The organism is Vibrio methylphosphonaticus, from assembly GCF_023634655.1.
Taxonomy (GTDB): Bacteria; Pseudomonadota; Gammaproteobacteria; order Enterobacterales; family Vibrionaceae; genus Vibrio; species Vibrio methylphosphonaticus.
Map to the genome: position 1 here is coordinate 1 of NZ_JAMKMS010000018.1, position 17,176 is coordinate 17,176.

General features: G+C 44.4%; 14 protein-coding genes and 1 pseudogene. 6 read left to right on the plus strand and 9 right to left on the minus strand.

The genetic code is table 11. The features are described from left to right. The 5 genes and pseudogenes from M9196_RS18415 to M9196_RS18435 all read right to left on the minus strand — a co-directional run. Window positions 1-486: pseudogene (locus tag M9196_RS18415) on the minus strand (mechanosensitive ion channel family protein); the annotation flags it as partial. 643 nt (window positions 487-1,129) lie between these two features. Further along, window positions 1,130-1,480 (minus strand): rhodanese-like domain-containing protein, encoded by a 351-nt coding sequence (locus tag M9196_RS18420; protein WP_406707701.1) that lies wholly within the window; start codon window positions 1,478-1,480, stop codon window positions 1,130-1,132. A 33-nt stretch (window positions 1,481-1,513) separates the two neighbouring features. Further along, window positions 1,514-2,803, minus strand: a complete 1,290-nt coding sequence (locus M9196_RS18425; protein ID WP_250619043.1) for an MATE family efflux transporter — start codon at window positions 2,801-2,803, stop codon at window positions 1,514-1,516. Between the two features lie 103 nt (window positions 2,804-2,906). Beyond that, window positions 2,907-4,832 (minus strand): monovalent cation:proton antiporter-2 (CPA2) family protein, encoded by a 1,926-nt coding sequence (locus M9196_RS18430; protein ID WP_250618974.1) that lies wholly within the window; start codon window positions 4,830-4,832, stop codon window positions 2,907-2,909. Further along, entirely contained in the window at window positions 4,829-5,452 is a 624-nt protein-coding gene (locus M9196_RS18435) for an NAD(P)H-dependent oxidoreductase (protein ID WP_250618975.1), read from the minus strand. Before M9196_RS18435 ends, M9196_RS18430 begins: the two co-directional genes overlap by 4 nt. Window positions 5,453-6,051: 599 nt before the next feature. On the opposite strand from M9196_RS18435, the gene M9196_RS18445 reads away from it, so the two are divergent. From M9196_RS18445 to ihfA, 4 genes are all read left to right on the plus strand, one after another. Then, window positions 6,052-6,753 (plus strand): class I SAM-dependent methyltransferase, encoded by a 702-nt coding sequence (locus M9196_RS18445; protein WP_250618976.1) that lies wholly within the window; start codon window positions 6,052-6,054, stop codon window positions 6,751-6,753. Window positions 6,754-6,945: 192 nt separating this feature from the next. Beyond that, window positions 6,946-7,929 carry a phenylalanine--tRNA ligase subunit alpha gene (gene pheS / locus M9196_RS18450; RefSeq protein WP_250618977.1) on the plus strand — a complete coding sequence of 328 codons (984 nt, stop codon included), beginning with the start codon at window positions 6,946-6,948 and terminating at the stop codon, window positions 7,927-7,929. Between the two features lie 18 nt (window positions 7,930-7,947). Further along, a complete protein-coding gene (gene pheT, locus M9196_RS18455) occupies window positions 7,948-10,368 on the plus strand; it encodes a phenylalanine--tRNA ligase subunit beta (RefSeq protein WP_250618978.1) in 2,421 nt (806 codons plus the stop codon). A 506-nt stretch (window positions 10,369-10,874) separates the two neighbouring features. Then, entirely contained in the window at window positions 10,875-11,168 is a 294-nt protein-coding gene (gene ihfA / locus M9196_RS18460) for an integration host factor subunit alpha (RefSeq protein ID WP_102467832.1), read from the plus strand. A gap of 72 nt (window positions 11,169-11,240) precedes the next feature. Here ihfA and M9196_RS18465 read toward each other — a convergent pair whose 3' ends face one another. Continuing rightward, window positions 11,241-12,017 carry a RelA/SpoT domain-containing protein gene (locus M9196_RS18465; RefSeq protein ID WP_250618979.1) on the minus strand — a complete coding sequence of 259 codons (777 nt, stop codon included), beginning with the start codon at window positions 12,015-12,017 and terminating at the stop codon, window positions 11,241-11,243. Window positions 12,018-12,247: 230 nt separating this feature from the next. Between M9196_RS18465 and M9196_RS18470 the strand changes: the two genes are divergently transcribed. Continuing rightward, on the plus strand, window positions 12,248-12,901 hold the full coding sequence (locus M9196_RS18470) for a thiopurine S-methyltransferase (RefSeq protein WP_250618980.1): 654 nt from the start codon (window positions 12,248-12,250) through the stop codon (window positions 12,899-12,901). Window positions 12,902-13,008: 107 nt separating this feature from the next. Here the strand turns inward: M9196_RS18470 and M9196_RS18475 are convergent, their stop codons facing one another. Then, window positions 13,009-13,221 (minus strand): hypothetical protein, encoded by a 213-nt coding sequence (locus M9196_RS18475; protein WP_250618981.1) that lies wholly within the window; start codon window positions 13,219-13,221, stop codon window positions 13,009-13,011. A 159-nt stretch (window positions 13,222-13,380) separates the two neighbouring features. On the opposite strand from M9196_RS18475, the gene M9196_RS18480 reads away from it, so the two are divergent. After that, window positions 13,381-14,790 (plus strand): aminotransferase-like domain-containing protein, encoded by a 1,410-nt coding sequence (locus M9196_RS18480; protein ID WP_250618982.1) that lies wholly within the window; start codon window positions 13,381-13,383, stop codon window positions 14,788-14,790. Between the two features lie 59 nt (window positions 14,791-14,849). Here M9196_RS18480 and purT read toward each other — a convergent pair whose 3' ends face one another. After that, window positions 14,850-16,025, minus strand: coding sequence for a formate-dependent phosphoribosylglycinamide formyltransferase (purT, locus tag M9196_RS18485; protein WP_250618983.1), 1,176 nt, complete (start codon window positions 16,023-16,025; stop codon window positions 14,850-14,852). Window positions 16,026-16,230: 205 nt separating this feature from the next. Then, complete coding sequence (gene cdd / locus M9196_RS18490) at window positions 16,231-17,118, minus strand: cytidine deaminase (RefSeq protein WP_250618984.1); 888 nt, start codon at window positions 17,116-17,118, stop codon at window positions 16,231-16,233. Window positions 17,119-17,176: the final 58 nt, after the last annotated feature.

A 17,176-nucleotide genomic window follows, 5' to 3' on the forward strand; every position in this document is an offset into this window, starting at 1 on the left:
CAGGTCTAGCTCCAATTGCTTTTCTTCAATGGTCGTGTCGATACCTATTTGTGATGCCCATTGTAGAGTTTGAGATAGGTTACTGTAGTACTTGTCCATCGCTGAAATTCGCTTTTGCATTGCGAATTGAATGTCAATTTTTTCCTCATCTGCAGCGGTTTTTGAAGCCTTAGCCAACATAGCGAGATCATGTTCGTTAACAGCGAGTAATGTCGTCATGAGGTGAAGTTGTCCCATCACGAGCGCTTTATCGTTTTTATCCGCAGTATTATTCGCAAGCTTTTCTGTGATGTGTTGTCTGATCGCGTCATTTTTTCGATCAATGATACTTTCTTCAAAGCGATTCAGTTCTTTAGAAAGGGCTAGCTGGTCGACTTCTTTTTGGAGCGTTGACTGCTTTTCTTGAACGTTTTCTGATGCTGAAACGATCGCGGGAGAGGTACTTCCTATTACCAATGCTAAAACAAGTAAAAATTGTGTCTTCATTCGTTTTCTCATAATAGTTTAAATTTAAGTTCGCTTAGCGTTTTACGACCCAAAAATAGGCTTTTTGTCCAACCCACAACAATGCTTTTGAAGTGTGTTTAAGAACAGCGATTAAAAAAGTAGTAATAGAGGAAATGAGCTGACTGGCGCCAATAAGTAGTTTGTAAGTGTCAGTATATTTAAATTCACGATAAGTCACGGTGTTTGCTCCTAAGTGTCTGCGGCCATAGTAAACATCCAAGAAACGATAAGTTACCATTTCACGCCAGCCAGATATTGAGTATAAATTTCCAGGAAATGTGAATTGGTGATGTAACGACATGGATGCGTTGTGTGTGAAAAATACACCATTCAGACCGGTCGGTCTAGTTTAGGGTGTCGTTAATATGTGAGAATTTATTTCAGCAATAAGTTTTAGAGGAGGTTCATGATAATAAATGGGGACTACAGTGTTGCGCAGTGAAAAGATTCACTACCACCATTCTGAATTAGAAATGAGTTGAGCAGAAAAAAGTTTGATGGTTTTTTTACTCAAAACGCATCATTTTATGGCTGACTTCAGACTCAGGTATTCCAAAGGCGACAAGTTAGATTAACCGCAATAGAGTGCTAATTTTCAGACAATTGCGGTGTTTTGAATAATCTATTTGGCGATTTCCATCTTTATCTCTTGTAATCCGCCTGCATTGTGCAACTGAGTGAACCCTAGTGACGTTAAATGTTGGTAAGCTTGACCAGAACGATTACCACTTCGGCAATACAAAACGATAGGGGTTGTTTTGTCTAGATTTGAAACGTGGTGGCTTAGTTCTGAAAGAGGGAAGTTAATCGCGTTATCTAAATGACCATCGGCGAACTCTTCTGCGGTCCTTACATCAATAACAACGGCACCTTGTTGTATTTTTTGCCAACCTAGCGCGGCTCTTTCCGATGCGTAGCTGCACGTGGTCGATAGCGTAAATAACAATGAGATGATGGCCATTTGTCGTTTGATGCTCATGTAGCGTGGTCCTTATTGTGGTGATAGTTACATGTGACGTTCGAGGAGCGAGCGCTCCAATTGCTTGATCGCAACGGTGTACGTTAACCAAGCACTCAGGCCTGCTAGAGTATTACCAATGAGAGCGCCATAGAATAATCCCTCAATACCCCCGAGCTGGGAACCGATCCACAGGCAAGGTAGAAAGAAAGCAAAGAGCCTTAGCGTGGAAATAGTCAGAGCCGTTTTGGCTTTACCTAGCGCATTCGATATTGACACCATCAGCATGCATACTCCAAGAGGCCCCAAGCTGATTGGTACGAGCAACAGATGGTATTGGAGAATCTGATACACTTGATCTTCACTTGTCATCAGCGATGCAAGTGGCTTTGCCAAGAGGAACGTCATAATTGCCATGACAAACTGAAAACCTAATATATACAACACGGCGATGTTCACAAGCTTCTTGATATCGGTAATATTCTTCCGACCTAGTAACTTACCAATCATGGGTGGCATCGACATGGTTAATGCTAAGACGGTTACGATAGCAAAGAATTCATAACGAGACCCAACTGCCCATGCCGCCACCGCTGCTGTTCCAAAAGTCGCCAATAATTTAGTGGCTAACATGGATGAGAGAGGAGGCAGCAGTTGACTTACCATTGCGGGGGCCATGATGCTCCAGATAGACTTTAGGCTCTTGAGAATATTGAGGTCACTCCAATCAAAACTCGCCCATTGTTTCGTCATGACCTTTGGTGCGACAACAAGAATACCAATTCCGAAGGCAACAATGGTTGCGATAGCGGCACCATTGATACCCATGTCAAAGGTAAAAATAAACAGAGGGTCAAGCGCCAGGTTAATCAAACTCGTGATCATCATCATCATGCCTGGTAAGACGGTATTGCCGTTGGAGCGACAAACACTGTAATAAAAATATAGAACGGCACCGACCCACGAGCTTAGTAACCAAAATGGCCAGTAGCTGTCTATGACAGGATAGACAGATTCAGGAGCGCTCAGCATGGCCAAAATAGGGTAACGTAAGAGCCAAATTATGATGCTAATCGCGCTGACGCCTAGGCTGCCAAATAATAAAATAAGACCGCCAAGTTGTTTAGCATAGCGCGGGTTATCTGCCCCTAAAGCGCGCGAAATTATCGCGGTGGTAGCAATGCCTAAGCCGACCTGAATACCAATGATCACCATTTGCATGGGTAGGGTAAAGCCTTGAGCAGCAAGTGGTAAAACACCGAGTTGGCCGATAAAAGCACTATCTACAAGTTGGAAACTCATTAAAGACAGAACGCCCAGTACCATTGGAAGCGTCATATTGAAGAGTTGTCGCGCGAGGTTTTTTGTGTCTGTATTCACGTTATCTTCTTTTATCTATGTGAACAATAAAGCGGGTTATTCGACCCGCTTTATTTTGGAATTAGGCGTCTTCGGACTCCTTAAAATCGTCGGCATACCCTTTGGGAGGGGGAGTCCATCCACGTTCTCGTGAGTGTTTGTCATTCCGATCAACCTTCATTGCTTCTTTTATTAGCTCTTCTAACTCCATAAAGAGCTGGCGATAGTTATTGTCATAACGTTCGCCTTCAGTGACATTTTTCCAACCCGTGTACAAGGTGTTTGATTGCTTAGTTTCGATGGATTTATAGATGGTTTTTTGTTGTTCTACGAAAAACGGATGAAAACCAAGACATCGCATCGCCTTTGAGCCTAGTTCAAGTGCAGAGTGGTAGGTTTCTGGTTCTATATAGTCTGCACCTGCTTGTTTTAACTGATACAGGTGGCCTCTGTCGTAAGCTCGGACGAGCACCTTGACGTGAGGGTACGTATGTTTCACGTACTTTACAAGCTCAACACTGGCCTCGTAGTTATCAATGGCAATGACAAATAGCTTAGCTTCTTCAAGTTTCGCGGTATGTAACATGTCAGGTTTAGTGGCGTCGCCGAAGAAGGATTTAGTCTCAATCTGGCGCATTAAATCAACTTGTTCGGCACGAATATCGAGTACGACGGTACTGATATTATTCGCGACGAGCAGTCGATTGATAATTTGTCCAAAACGCCCAATTCCTGCGATGACAACGCTGCCTTTTTCATCCACAGTATCTTGTTCACGATCGTTAGTATCTTTTTCAAACTTCGGTAATATGACTTTATCGTACAAAATAAACAGGGCAGGAGTTAAGAACATTGACAGAGCGACGACGAGGGACAGGATCTGTGAAATATCCGTCGGCAGGACATGATTTTGCATTGAGAAGCTTAATAATACGAACCCAAACTCACCGGCTTGAGCAAGACTAAGTGTGAATAACCATCGATCACTGCCCTTGATTTTAAATATGAGTGCGAGGCAGTAAAGTACGAACGCCTTGATAGCCATCACCCCTAAAGTGAGCGCAAGTATAAGCGCGATGTCGTTAAATAAAATCCCAAAGTTAATTCCAGCACCGACCGTGATGAAAAATAACCCTAAAAGTAGCCCTTTAAATGGATCGATATTTGACTCAAGTTCATGTCTGAATTCGCTGTTTGCCAATACGACCCCAGCTAGAAATGTGCCTAATGCCGGTGATAGGCCGACCAAACTCATTAGCGCGGCAATGCCAATAACTAACATCAGTGCAGTAGCGGTAAATATTTCACGAAGACCGGATGAGGCGACAAAGCGAAACAGAGGGCGGCTGAGGTAATGCCCTCCAACAACAACTATCGCGATTGATACGATGATGACTAAGCCATACGCCCAACCGGGTAAACCCGATACGAGGCTGAATTCTTCATGGTGTTGCGCCGCGTCAGCTACGGCACTTTGTGCTTGCGCGACAAGTTCCGGTAAGGCAAGCAGAGGTATAAACGCCAGCATTGGGATCACAGCGATATCTTGAAATAACAACACCGAAAACGCATTTTTACCCCCCTCTGTCTTCGTTAGTCCTTTTTCGTTAAACGTTTGAAGTACGATGGCGGTCGATGACAGAGAGAATATAAGCCCAATAGTGAGCGAAACAGACCAGGATAAACCGACGAGTAGTGCAATACCCATGACAATGGCAGCTGACCCACCTACTTGTAAGCCTCCTAGCCCTATTAAACGGTGTCGCATTGCCCAGAGCATCTTGGGCTCTAATTCTAAGCCAACAAGGAACAACATCATGACCACGCCAAATTCAGCGAAGTGTTGAATAGTCGTGGTTTCTTCTCCGACCAAACCAATGATTGGACCGATAACCACCCCGGCGATTAGATACCCCAATACGGACCCAAGGCCTAAACGCTTGGCAATTGGCACGGCAACGACGGCTGCAAACAAATAAATAAAGGCTTGTAAAAAATATCCGGTCATAAAGGCTGCTCCGAGTCGTTTAACCAGTAATGGTTAAGTTTTTCTAATGGTTTTGCGGCTTGGACATCAAATTGATCATTAACCAAAGAACGAAGTAGCGATTGCCATTGTTGACGATGCTCGGCTATTCGATGTTCTTCCTTTGCGGTTCTCGAACCAAATAAGACGAACGGGGGCAGATAAACGAGACCGGTTAAATTTGCCATTTGTTCAAGGGGCTGTAAAAGTTCACGAATAGTAAAATGGTTATAGCCGTCGGTTTGATAAGCCTCTGCTTTTCCCCCGGCTGAAATAGCGCATAGAAAGGGTTTTCCAACTAATGCCGTGCCTTCTTGACCATAAGCGAATCCGTATTCCAGGACTAAGTCCTGCCATTCCTTTAAAATCGATGGGGTAGAATACCAATAGAGTGGATACTGAAAAATAATCACATCGTGGTCGAGTAGACGTTTCTGTTCTCTGTCTATATTAATATGATAGGTCGGGTATTCTTCATATAGGTCAATAACCGTTACGCCTTCTATAGCGCAGGCATCTTGATACATCGGTGTGTTGACTTCAGAGCGTCGTGGTGACGGGTGAGCATAGAGGACTAAGACTTTATTTTTATTATTAACCATGAATTATCGACTCATTTTGGGTGAAAGGTTAATTGTTAATAACTTAATATTTAGTACATAATTTGCGATATTTCAATTAGTTAAGTTTATCAATTGCTCATGATGGATTGATGAGGTAATTCGAATAGTGTTCTAAGGCGGCTTGGCGATGATTAAGGTAACAAAGTGCTCCGGCTCCAACGTGACAATCTAATAACTTTTATAAGCGGATCCTGAACGTCAAGCGATTGAAAAATATCGTGATCAGTGCATAGTTTTCGTAATTTTTGGTGACGTACATAGGTAAAGGACAAAGAGGCAAAGGATAAATAGAGACATGATGGCGCCGATACTGATATTAGTTGGTATCAATGGCAATGATTCACACGCGGAACTTTACAATGTGAGTGTGGGCCCCAACTGGCGTGGCACGAGTAGAGCTTGGAACAGGGGCATTGGCTTACCAGTTGGCATTTTATCAGCGTCATGGTTTGAGAGTAGATAGTGTCGTTAAAGATTACTTTTTAAAGCAGTATCCACATTCATTGAATCGGGCATTTAACACAAAGATATGTTGCGGCTAATATGATTGGCAGAAGAACAACCGTAAAGAGGAATTTATGGGCAAAATGTATACAGAGTTCGCGGCTGAGTATGATGAAGCCATCCAGAATAATGCATACAATGCTTTGTATGAACGTCCGACAACCCTTGCACTCATTGGTGATGTTAACGGCAGAACGGTGCTAGACCTTGGTTGTGGTCCCGGCGTCTATGCAAAGATATTTACAGAACTAGGCGCGACCGTGACCGCGGTTGATGTCTCAGATGAAATGGTTAGCATTACAAAAAGTAAATTACAGAAAACGGGGGCTGCGTATGCACAAGACTTGTCTCTCGGTTTGCCAAAAGAGTGCGATGGAAGCTTTGATGGCGTTGTTTGCCCGTTAATGATTCACTATTTGCAAGACCTGACGCTTTTATTTTCTGACATATCGCGAGTATTGAAAAGTGGCGGTGTTTTTGTCTTTTCAACGCATCATCCAATGATTGATTTTGACCCCTCAGACAAGAGCAGCAATTACTTTGCGGTGGAGAAAATTACCGAAGAATGGGATACCACTGGTGAACTGGTTGAGGTGAGTTTTTTCCGCCGCTCCCTGACATCTATCTTTTCTACGTTGAGTGAATGTGGTTTTGCTATGGAGCGATTTTCTGAAGGCACCCCCGATGTCAAAATGAAATCCATTGCACCAGACACGTATGAAAGGCTATCACGTCGCCCTAATTTTGTGTTTATTCGTGCGAGAAAAACAGCATAAGTGGCATTGGCACTAAAGAAAGTTAACGAAATAAATCGTGATTGGGTATTGAATTAGTAAAAAATGGTCTTTTTTCGCCCAGTAACCCGTTCAAATTACAAATCAATTTGGCTTTGCTGGCGTGTTTGATTACTATGTACAGCTATCAAAAAACACCGTTATGAACACTACCAGCAGGTAGATGAGGATACGATGCAACATCTAGAAGAGATTATTGCTAACGCAACGGCAGCGATTGAAGCAGCCGAGTCGCTAGTCGCACTAGACGAAGTGCGCGTTCAGTATTTAGGCAAGAAGGGTGAACTCACGCTTCAATTACAAAGCCTAGGTAAATTACCACCAGAAGAGCGTCGCACAGCTGGTCAAGAGATCAACAAAGCGAAAGGTGCGGTTCAACAAGCGATCGTCGCTCGTAAAGACGCATTGCAACGCGCAGAACTTGAAGCGAAACTTGCTGAAGAAACCATTGATGTGAGCCTACCAGGTCGTCGCATTGAGAACGGTGGACTTCACCCAGTGACTCGCACCGTTGAGCGTATCGAACAGTTCTTTGGTGAGCTTGGCTTTAGCACTGAGTCTGGCCCTGAGATCGAAGATGCATTCCACAACTTTGATGCACTAAACATCGCAGACGATCACCCAGCTCGTACTGATCACGATACTTTCTTCTTCAACCCTGATCTAATGCTACGTACGCACACTTCTGGTGTTCAAATCCGTACGATGGAAAACGGCAAACCGCCATTCCGCTTCATTGCTCCGGGTCGTGTTTACCGTAACGACTACGATCAAACTCACACGCCAATGTTCCACCAAGTGGAAGGTATGTTAGTTGATGAGAACGTAAACTTCGCACAACTTAAAGGCATTCTTAACGATTTCCTTTGTAACTTCTTTGAAGAAGAAGTTGAAGTGCGTTTCCGTCCTTCATTCTTCCCGTTCACAGAGCCTTCAGCTGAAGTTGACGTGAAACGTAAAGATGGCAAATGGCTAGAAGTTCTAGGCTGTGGCATGGTTCACCCTAACGTTCTTCGCTCTGTTGGCATCGACCCTGAGAAATACTCTGGTTTTGCATTCGGTATGGGTGTAGAGCGTCTAACGATGCTTCGTTACGGCGTAAATGACCTTCGTGCGTTCTTCGAGAACGACCTTCGTTTCCTTAAACAATTCAAGTAATCCGGGGCAGTCAAAACTATGAAATTCAGTGAATCTTGGCTACGCGAGTGGGTGAAACCTGCAATTAACAGCGAAGAGCTAGCTCACCAAATCACTATGGCTGGTTTGGAAGTTGACGATGTAGAACCTGTTGCGGGTGTTTTCACCGGCGTTAAAGTAGGTAAAGTGGTTGAGTGCGGTCAGCACCCAGACGCAGACAAACTACAAGTAACTAAAATTGATATTGGCGAAGCTGATCTTGATGGGAATAAACAGCTTTTAGACATCGTTTGTGGTGCATCTAACTGTCGTCTTGGCCTAACTGTAGCAGTAGCAACCGTTGGCGCAGTACTTCCTGGTGACTTCAAAATCAAGAAAGCAAAACTACGTGGCGTTCCATCGCACGGCATGCTTTGTTCTTTCTCTGAGCTAGGTATCGACGTAGAGTCAGACGGCATCCTTGAGCTGCCTGAAGGCACAACGCTAGGGTTGGACGTACGTGAGCTTCTTGAGCTTAACGATGTAACTATCGACGTAGACCTAACAGCAAACCGCGCAGACTGCTTCAGCATCCGTGGCCTTGCTCGTGAAGTTGGCGTACTAAACCGCGCAGACGTTACAGAGCCAGCAGTTGAAGCTGTTGCAACAAGCATTGAAGACACAGTATCTGTTGAAATTAAAGCAACTGATGCTTGTCCACGTTACCTTGGCCGTGTGGTTAAGAACGTAAACGTGAAAGCGGAATCTCCAATTTGGATGCAAGAAAAACTGCGTCGTTGTGGTATCCGTTCAATCGACCCAGTTGTAGACATCACAAACTACGTGATGCTAGAGCAAGGCCAACCAATGCACGCATTTGATCTAGCTAAGATCGAAGGCGGTATCGTGGTTCGTCTAGCAGAGCAGGGCGAAAAGCTAACACTTCTAGATGGCAACGAAGCTGAACTAAACAGCAACACACTTGTTATCGCTGACCAAAACAAAGCACTAGCAATCGCTGGTATCTTTGGCGGTCAAGATTCAGGTGTTACAACTGAAACAACAGACGTACTTCTTGAAGCTGCATTCTTCGCACCGGATCACATCCGTGGTCGCGCACGTGCTTACGGCCTTCACACAGATTCTTCTCTACGTTTCGAACGTGGTGTTGATTCAACACTTCAAGCAGCAGCAATGGAGCGTGCAACACAGCTTCTCGTTGAAATCTGTGGTGGTGAAGTTGCGCCAGTAAACGGCAGCGAATCTGAAGCTGATCTTCCTAAAGCAAACGTAGTTGCTCTACGTCGCGCTAAGCTAGACAGCCTACTAGGTCACGAAATCCCATCTACAGATGTAGTGGAAATTCTTACTCGCCTAGGTTGTGAAGTAGAAAGCACTGATGTTGGCTGGACGGCAACGTCTCCATCTTGGCGTTTTGATATCGCAATCGAGCAAGACCTAATTGAAGAAGTAGGTCGTATCTACGGTTACGATAACATTCCAAACCAAGCGCCTAAAGCGGCACTTAAAATGAATGACCACAAAGAAGCTAACCAACCGCTTAAGCGCGTTCGTGACCTTCTTGTAGACCGTGGCTACCACGAAGCAATCACATACAGCTTCGTAGAACCAGAACAGCAAAAGCTTGTTGTACCTGGTGTTGAGCCGCTAATCCTGCCATTCCCAATCTCTGCGGACATGTCAGCAATGCGTCTTGGCCTAATCCAAGGTCTTCTAAACACAGTTGTTCACAACCAGAAGCGTCAACAGTCTCGCGTTCGTCTATTCGAATCAGGCCTACGTTTCATCCCTGAAGCAACTGCTGAAAACGGCATGCGCCAAGAAATGATGCTTGCGGGCGTTATCTCTGGTACTCGTGGCGAAGAGCACTGGGACATTGCAACTAACACTGTCGATTTCTTCGATCTTAAAGGTGACCTAGAAGCCGTTCTTGAGCTTTCTGCGAACGAAATCGCATACAGCTTCAAATCTGCTAAGCACCCAGCACTTCACCCAGGTCAAACTGCGGCTATCGTAGTAGACGCAGGTCTCGAAACTGAGAAAGAAGTGGGTATCATTGGTACTGTTCACCCAGAACTAGAGCGTAAGTTTGGTCTTAACGGCCGCACTATCGTATTCGAAATCGAATGGGCAGCTATCAACACTCGCGTGCTTCCAGAAGCCGTAGCCGTATCTAAGTTCCCGGCAAACCGTCGTGATATCGCCGTTGTTGTTGACGAAGCCGTGGCTTCTGGCGACATCGTCGATGCGTGTATCGCAGCGGGTGGTGAATTCCTAACAGGCGCTAAGCTGTTTGATGTTTACGTAGGTAAAGGCGTAGAGGAAGGCAAGAAGAGTTTAGCTATTGCACTTAACCTACAGTCTGTAGAGCGTACACTTGAAGATGCAGATATTGCTGGTTCAGTCGATGCTATCGTAGCGGCTATCTCAGAAAAATTTGGTGCATCATTAAGAGATTAATCATCATTAGATTTATCTAAACCTTTGTAAGGCGACCCCAATAGGGTCGCTTTTTTTATGGATAAATAATGACCAACCCAAAATATTAGTCTTTTCTTAACGATCTTGCATAAAATATGGCAGAGAATTAAATGTGTTTCATATCACGTATTGAGGCGCAACTAACTGTTTTTACTTATGATTTATCGTAAAAGTGTGTCCTATCTTAAGGTTCTTATAATTCATTCTATGACACCTTAATTCTTTTTGTTCGCATTTTGGTGGAATTTAATTCTTTAAATTCTGATATTTACTTATAAATTTAGTGATAAATGCTAAAATACAGGTAAGTTGTTGGTTGTTAGTGATAAAATTCTGACATTTCCATGAAATAAAAAAGTTGGCGAAAATCATAAGGTTGACTTACACTTTTCCTAGTAAGACCGTTATGTTGTTGATTGGTCGAACTAAATATGTGGTGTTGCTATTGTAGCAGCTAAGTATGAAATAGCTTTGAGGGGAGTTTTATGGCGCTCACAAAAGCCGATTTGGCTGAGAACCTTTTTGAGAAACTCGGGTTTAGTAAACGGGATGCCAAGGAAACGGTAGAAGTATTTTTTGAAGAAGTCAGAAAATCACTCGAAAATGGCGAGCAGGTAAAGCTGTCCGGTTTCGGTAATTTTGACCTTAGAGATAAAAACGAACGTCCAGGTCGAAACCCTAAGACCGGAGAGGATATTCCAATCTCTGCGCGACGTGTCGTGACATTTCGTCCAGGCCAAAAACTGAAGGCTCGTGTTGAAAACATCAAACTAGATTAGTATTTGATTGTTACAAAAAGACCACGCATAGCGTGGTCTTTTTGTTTTGTAGAAGGTGATGAGTTAATAGCATCACGCCGCTTGAATATGCGTGGTGATATAGGGTTGCCATGCGTTTTGATAGAGTTCCTTTGATTGTCGTCGCAGGCTGACGATTTGAGCGGTTTCAATGTCGTTAAGTGAGCGTCCCAGTGACGCGGCATTGCGCTCAATCCCTTGTATCACTTGATATAAATCGTGTTCCGGCCCGCTTTTTACTTCGGCAATCGCTTTTAAGTGGAGCTGAACCTCTGCGATAATACGAGTTTTCGGAAGTTCGACAAGGATATTCAAATCGCGATAGCCAGACGGGTTAGGTGACTTGAATCGGTTCTTAACTCGCACGACTTTAGCTTCTCGGCTTAAGGCTTCGAATGCACTCACTAACGACGACACATCATTGGCGACTATCGTTGCTCGAGCGAGATCAGTGATTTGGTCGACTTGACCGTTTAATTCGGTGTTTATTTTGTTCAAGGCACGTTCAGATGATTTAACACCGGCGAATTGTGACTCTGTTTGAGTTAACAGAGCAGTAGTTTTACACAGAGACTCTAGCTCGTGTTGAGCTTGATGAGATTTGCTGTATAGCACGTCGAAGTCGTCGTGAGGTTGCGCTACGCGACTATCGATGGGGTCAATACCATAAAGGCCACTGAGACTATGTTTAAAGTTCGAGGGGCTTATCTGGTTCTGTTCTTGGTTCCCTTTCGTTTGATTAGAGTTGGATTGATCAAGCGGTGCCGCAAATGCTGGTGCGCGGCTGAGTACCAACAGCGTTAGTGCTGCGGCACGGAAAAACATGCTCATGCTCTCTCCTGATTACGTTACAAAAACGGTGTAAAAAAGGTGCTATAACGTGTGGAGCAATGCTAACTATAATATGGGGTTTAAAATCGGTTTACCAAGTCCATACTGTGTAGCATTGAGAAAACTGTGAAGCCCATCTCATAGAAATATTACCCTAAGGAGACATGACTTTTTGTCCTCAATCTGTAAACTCTACGTTAACCATTATGCAGATCTAAAATGAATACAAAATGAATGACTATGAACTTTGGCACGATAAATGGGCAGCGAACAAAATTGGTTTTCATCTTGATGATGTTAACCCCTTACTCATCGAGTACTGGAACAAGTTAGAGCCAACTCGAGAGCAAAGTGTATTCGTTCCTTTATGCGGTAAATCAGAGGATTTGGTGTGGCTTGCCGCGCGACATGATCATGTGCAAGGTGTCGAGCTTAGCCAAATTGCGGTTCGTTCATTTTTCGCAGAACATTTTTACACCCCTCTCGTCACGACCTTAAATAGTCAGTTTGAACTGTATCAGTTCGATGAGCTTTGCATTTACACCGGAGATTATTTTTCGGCACCCATTGAAAGTGTTGATTTGATCTATGACAGAGCAGCGCTCATTGCCATTCCCCAAGAGTTACGAGCGATGTATGTCGCAAAGCTCAAGCAGGTACTTAAGCCTGGAGGGAAAATACTGCTCGTTACTTTGGACTATATCCAAGATCAGTTAGCAGGACCGCCTTATAGCGTTCCAGAAGCCGAAGTGGCGACGTATTTTGATGAAGGGTATCGAGTGTCCCGTCTAGGGCGAGACGAAGCCGGCAGTGAGCATCGCCGCATTAAGCAAGGGCTAACTCGTTTTGCAGAGGAAGTATGGCTAATTGAGGCTATGGCTTAGTCGCGGCTATGGCGTAGTCGCGGTATTAATCGAGACATGATTTGCCAAAATAACCACGTCTAAAACCATATCAGTTAACTCGCATTCCAATTCAACGGCGAGGGAGATTATTGTTCTCTCGCCGCCATTTTGAAACCGAAAATACACAACGCCAACATCGTAATCGGTATTAAGGCGAGCGTTATTTCAGTCAACGGTAAGTCAACGAACATTTTTGTGCACAGTAGGTGCGCCCCAATGTTGAGTAGTACTAAGGCAACAGCAATCGTGCACAGAAGTAGCTCTTTCTTAACGCTATTATTGGTGATGCTATTTTCCATCGTAGGCACTTCCTAATGGTTATTGAACTGTGGTTAACATCATTGGATTATAAACCTGCGCACAGTAGCTATAATAGATACAGATATTTAATAAATATGTATAACAGTTGAGCTTTAAGTTAGGATGAACGCCACGTTTATCGAATGAGAGTGAACCTATTGGCAAAGTACGTTGAGCTCGCCGATCAGATTAAAGAGCAAATTCAGAACAACGTTTGGCAAATAGGAACGAAGTTACCGTCGTTACGAAAGCAAACAGAGTTGTCTGGGTTGAGTTTAATGACCGTGATGAATGCTTACCAGTTGCTAGAAAGTCAAGGTTGGGTTATTTCTCATTCACGTTCCGGCTATGTTGTCGCTCCTCCCGTTCAGAGTGTTGCTGAGTTATTGCCTAAACAGCACTTACATGAAACGGAATCCGTTGATATCAATGATTTTGTTTTCGATATTTTGCAGGCGAGTCGAAAAAGTACGGTGACAAACTTTGGCTTTGCTTATCCGCAAGCCAACTTGTATCCGCAAAATCAAGTGAATAAATCTTTGGTACGGGCAGCTCGTAACATCACCACTTCGCATGCGCTCGACAATCTTCCTCCTGGAAATGAAACATTACGGCAGATCATAGCCAAACGATATGCAGCGCAAGGGATGAATATTCACCCCAATGAAATAGTGATTACAGCCGGTGCGTTGGAAGCGCTGAATTTAAGCCTGCAGTCGGTAACAAAAGCCGGAGATTGGGTGATTGTCGAATCGCCTTGTTTTTATGGCGCATTACAATCGCTTGAGCGTTTAAATTTGCGAGCGCTTTCAGTTAACACGCACCCCACGGAGGGGATCGATCTTGATGACTTGGAGAAAGCGCTCCAAACGCATCAAGTCAAAGCGTGTTGGCTAATGACCAATTTCCAAAACCCTCTAGGCTTTAGCCTTTCAGTGCACAAGAAACGTTGTCTTGTTAAGCTACTTCAGCAATACAATGTCTATTTGATAGAAGATGACGTGTATAACGAATTGTACTTTGGCGCGGCGAAGCCTCTCCCTGCGAAAGCGTTTGATATTAGTGGTAACGTGTTGCACTGTGCTTCGTTTTCAAAATCCTTGGTTGCCGGATTTCGAATTGGCTGGGTAGCGGCAGGCAGTCAAGCACTAAAGATTCAAAAAATCCAACTGATGAGTACACTATCAACCAGTGCGCCAGTTCAGTTAACGCTTGCAGACTATTTATCTACCCGTCATTACGAGCGTCATTTACGGCTATTGAGGAGAAAGCTAGAACAGCGAAAATATCAGATTTGGCAATTATTACGCGAACATTTACCTAAAGGCGCTAAAGTGCACTACTCATCAGGTGGTTATTTTATATGGGTAGCGTTACCTGCTCATGTCAATGCGACAGAACTTTATAAAATGGCGATAGGTGACGATATTAGCATTGTGCCTGGAGAAATGTTTTCGACGTCACAACAGTTTCAGCACTGTTTTAGAATGAATGCTTCTTTAGAGGCGACAGAGTCTGTCGTAGGAGCTATTGAGCGTTTGGGGGCGTTGATTAGACAATTGATGTAGCGGTGCTTAGTCACGATATTTGGGCGAAAGGCTGTCGAGATGCTCGACAGCCTTTATGATTAGTAAATAACGTTTACTTGTTTTGCGCTATCGATAGCATCGTCAATGGCAGACTCGATAGACTTACGACGTGTAAGACTCACTCCTAAACGACGTCGACCATCAATGTCTGGCTTACCAAATAAACGAACTTGTGTTTGTGGTGCAGAAACGGCTTCACTCACACCAGTGAAACGAATGTTGTCTGAAGTGCCTTGACCCAAGATAACCGCTGATGCAGACGGTCCGTACTGTGCAATAGCATTAATCGGCATGCCGGTAAACGCACGAACATGAAGAGCGAACTCAGACATTTCTTGTGAAATGAGCGTCACAAGGCCGGTGTCGTGTGGGCGAGGGGAAACTTCGTTAAAGATGACTTTATCGCCTTTAACGAATAACTCAACACCAAATAGGCCATAGCCACCTAGCGCGTTGACCACTTGCTCAGCACTGTACTCAGCGGCTTTCTTCGCATTTTCAGACATGACTTGGGGCTGCCAAGATTCTCTATAGTCACCATCTTCTTGGCGATGTCCAATTGGTGCGCAAAAGTGGACACCATCGACAGCTCGAATCGTTAGCAGCGTGATTTCATAATCGAAATCGATAAAGCCCTCGACGATGACTCGCCCAGCGCCAGTACGGCCGCCTTCTTGTGCGTATTGCCACGCGTTATCAATATCTTCTTTGGTTCTGATAACACTTTGCCCTTTACCCGATGAACTCATGACGGGTTTTACAACGCATGGCATACCAACGAATTCAACAGCGCTAGCGAAATCGTCGTAGTTATCGGCAAAGCGATAAGGTGAAGTATTCAAACCGAGCTCTTCAGCGGCAAGACGACGGATTCCCTCGCGGTTCATAGTCAGTTTAGTTGCGTTGGCTGTGGGTACAACGTTTAGGCCTTGCTCTTCGAGTTCGACAAGTTTCTCTGTTGCAATGGCTTCGATTTCAGGTACAACGTAATCTGGTTGCTCTTTTTGAATCAGCGCTTCAAGTGCATCACCATCAAGCATGTCTAGTACGTAGCTACGGTGAGCAACCTGCATGGCTGGCGCATCGGGGTATCGATCGCATGCGATGACTTCCAAGCCTAAGCGTTGGCATTCGATGGCGACTTCTTTACCAAGTTCACCAGAGCCTAGTAATAACACACGGGTAGCACTTTCACGAGTTGCGGTACCAAACATATAAGATCCTTGTACATTCATCAGGAAAATTTGGGTGAATCATACTGGATTTTACTAGGAAAGCAAACGTTTGCGCTCGTGTTTTTGTTCGTGGACTGTGGAGATTTGTTCGTAAAGAATAGTATGTGTCCATGGCTATAGCCATAGACACATAAAGAAGAGTGGTTACCGCGTTTCTAAAGGCTTACCTATCGAAACTACTGGACTAAATGGACGCGTATTCAACTTGAATATCAGGGTTAATCGCTTCCAATGTGGCTTGCGTATCTGCAAGGTGGCTAATTTTTCCAGTGGCGAGTTCTACCAGCGCCGCGGTTTTAATATCATTAATTGACTTACCCGCCAGCAATAGTTGTCCAAGGGCGACTTGCAGGGGAGGTAGACTCGGGTTAAAAGCGGCATTCTCAGCGTAGGCACCTTGAAATGTACTGCCGTCGGTTAGCGCTATTGAAACACCGCTCAAGTTGTTCGTGTAAGGCGCATGGCTACGATTGAGTGCTATGAGCGCTTTTTCCATTAAGGCACTGACATCATCGATGGTATTGTCGTGTTTTACTGGTGTCATTAACCCTTCAGTGACTCCAAGATCTTTAGGCCCAAACGATTCTGGTAGGTATTCTTGTAATGTTTTTGCATCACGCTCAGGTAATTGGATAACCAATTCTTGAGCAGTGGTTAACTCATTCATAAACTGACGACAGTGGCCACAAGGACTAAAATTGATGGTAATGTCTTTCACACCGGTTTCACCCTTCATCCAAGCGTGACTAATAGCAGATTGCTCGGCATGAACCGTCTGACCTAATTGGGCGCCAAGAAATTCCATATTCGCGCCAAAGTAGAGTTTGCCTGATAAACCCCTCACAATGGCGCCAACATAAAAGTCAGAAATTGGCGCGTAGGAGTACGCAGCGGCGAAAGGCAGTAATGCGACGCGTAGTTCGTTATCAGCGAGCCCAGAGGCAAGGAGCAGCTCGTCAAACTGTGTTGGAGTTAACGTGGCGTCGAAATTGTTATGAGTGACGATAGGCTTTAGGTATCGGCTAATAGCTTCTGGTGCTTCGGCTAACACTGAATCGAAACGATCCGTCATGCTGGTTCCTCTGATTTGACTAATGTGTTTTTATTCATTCTATGTAACTTAGCAAACA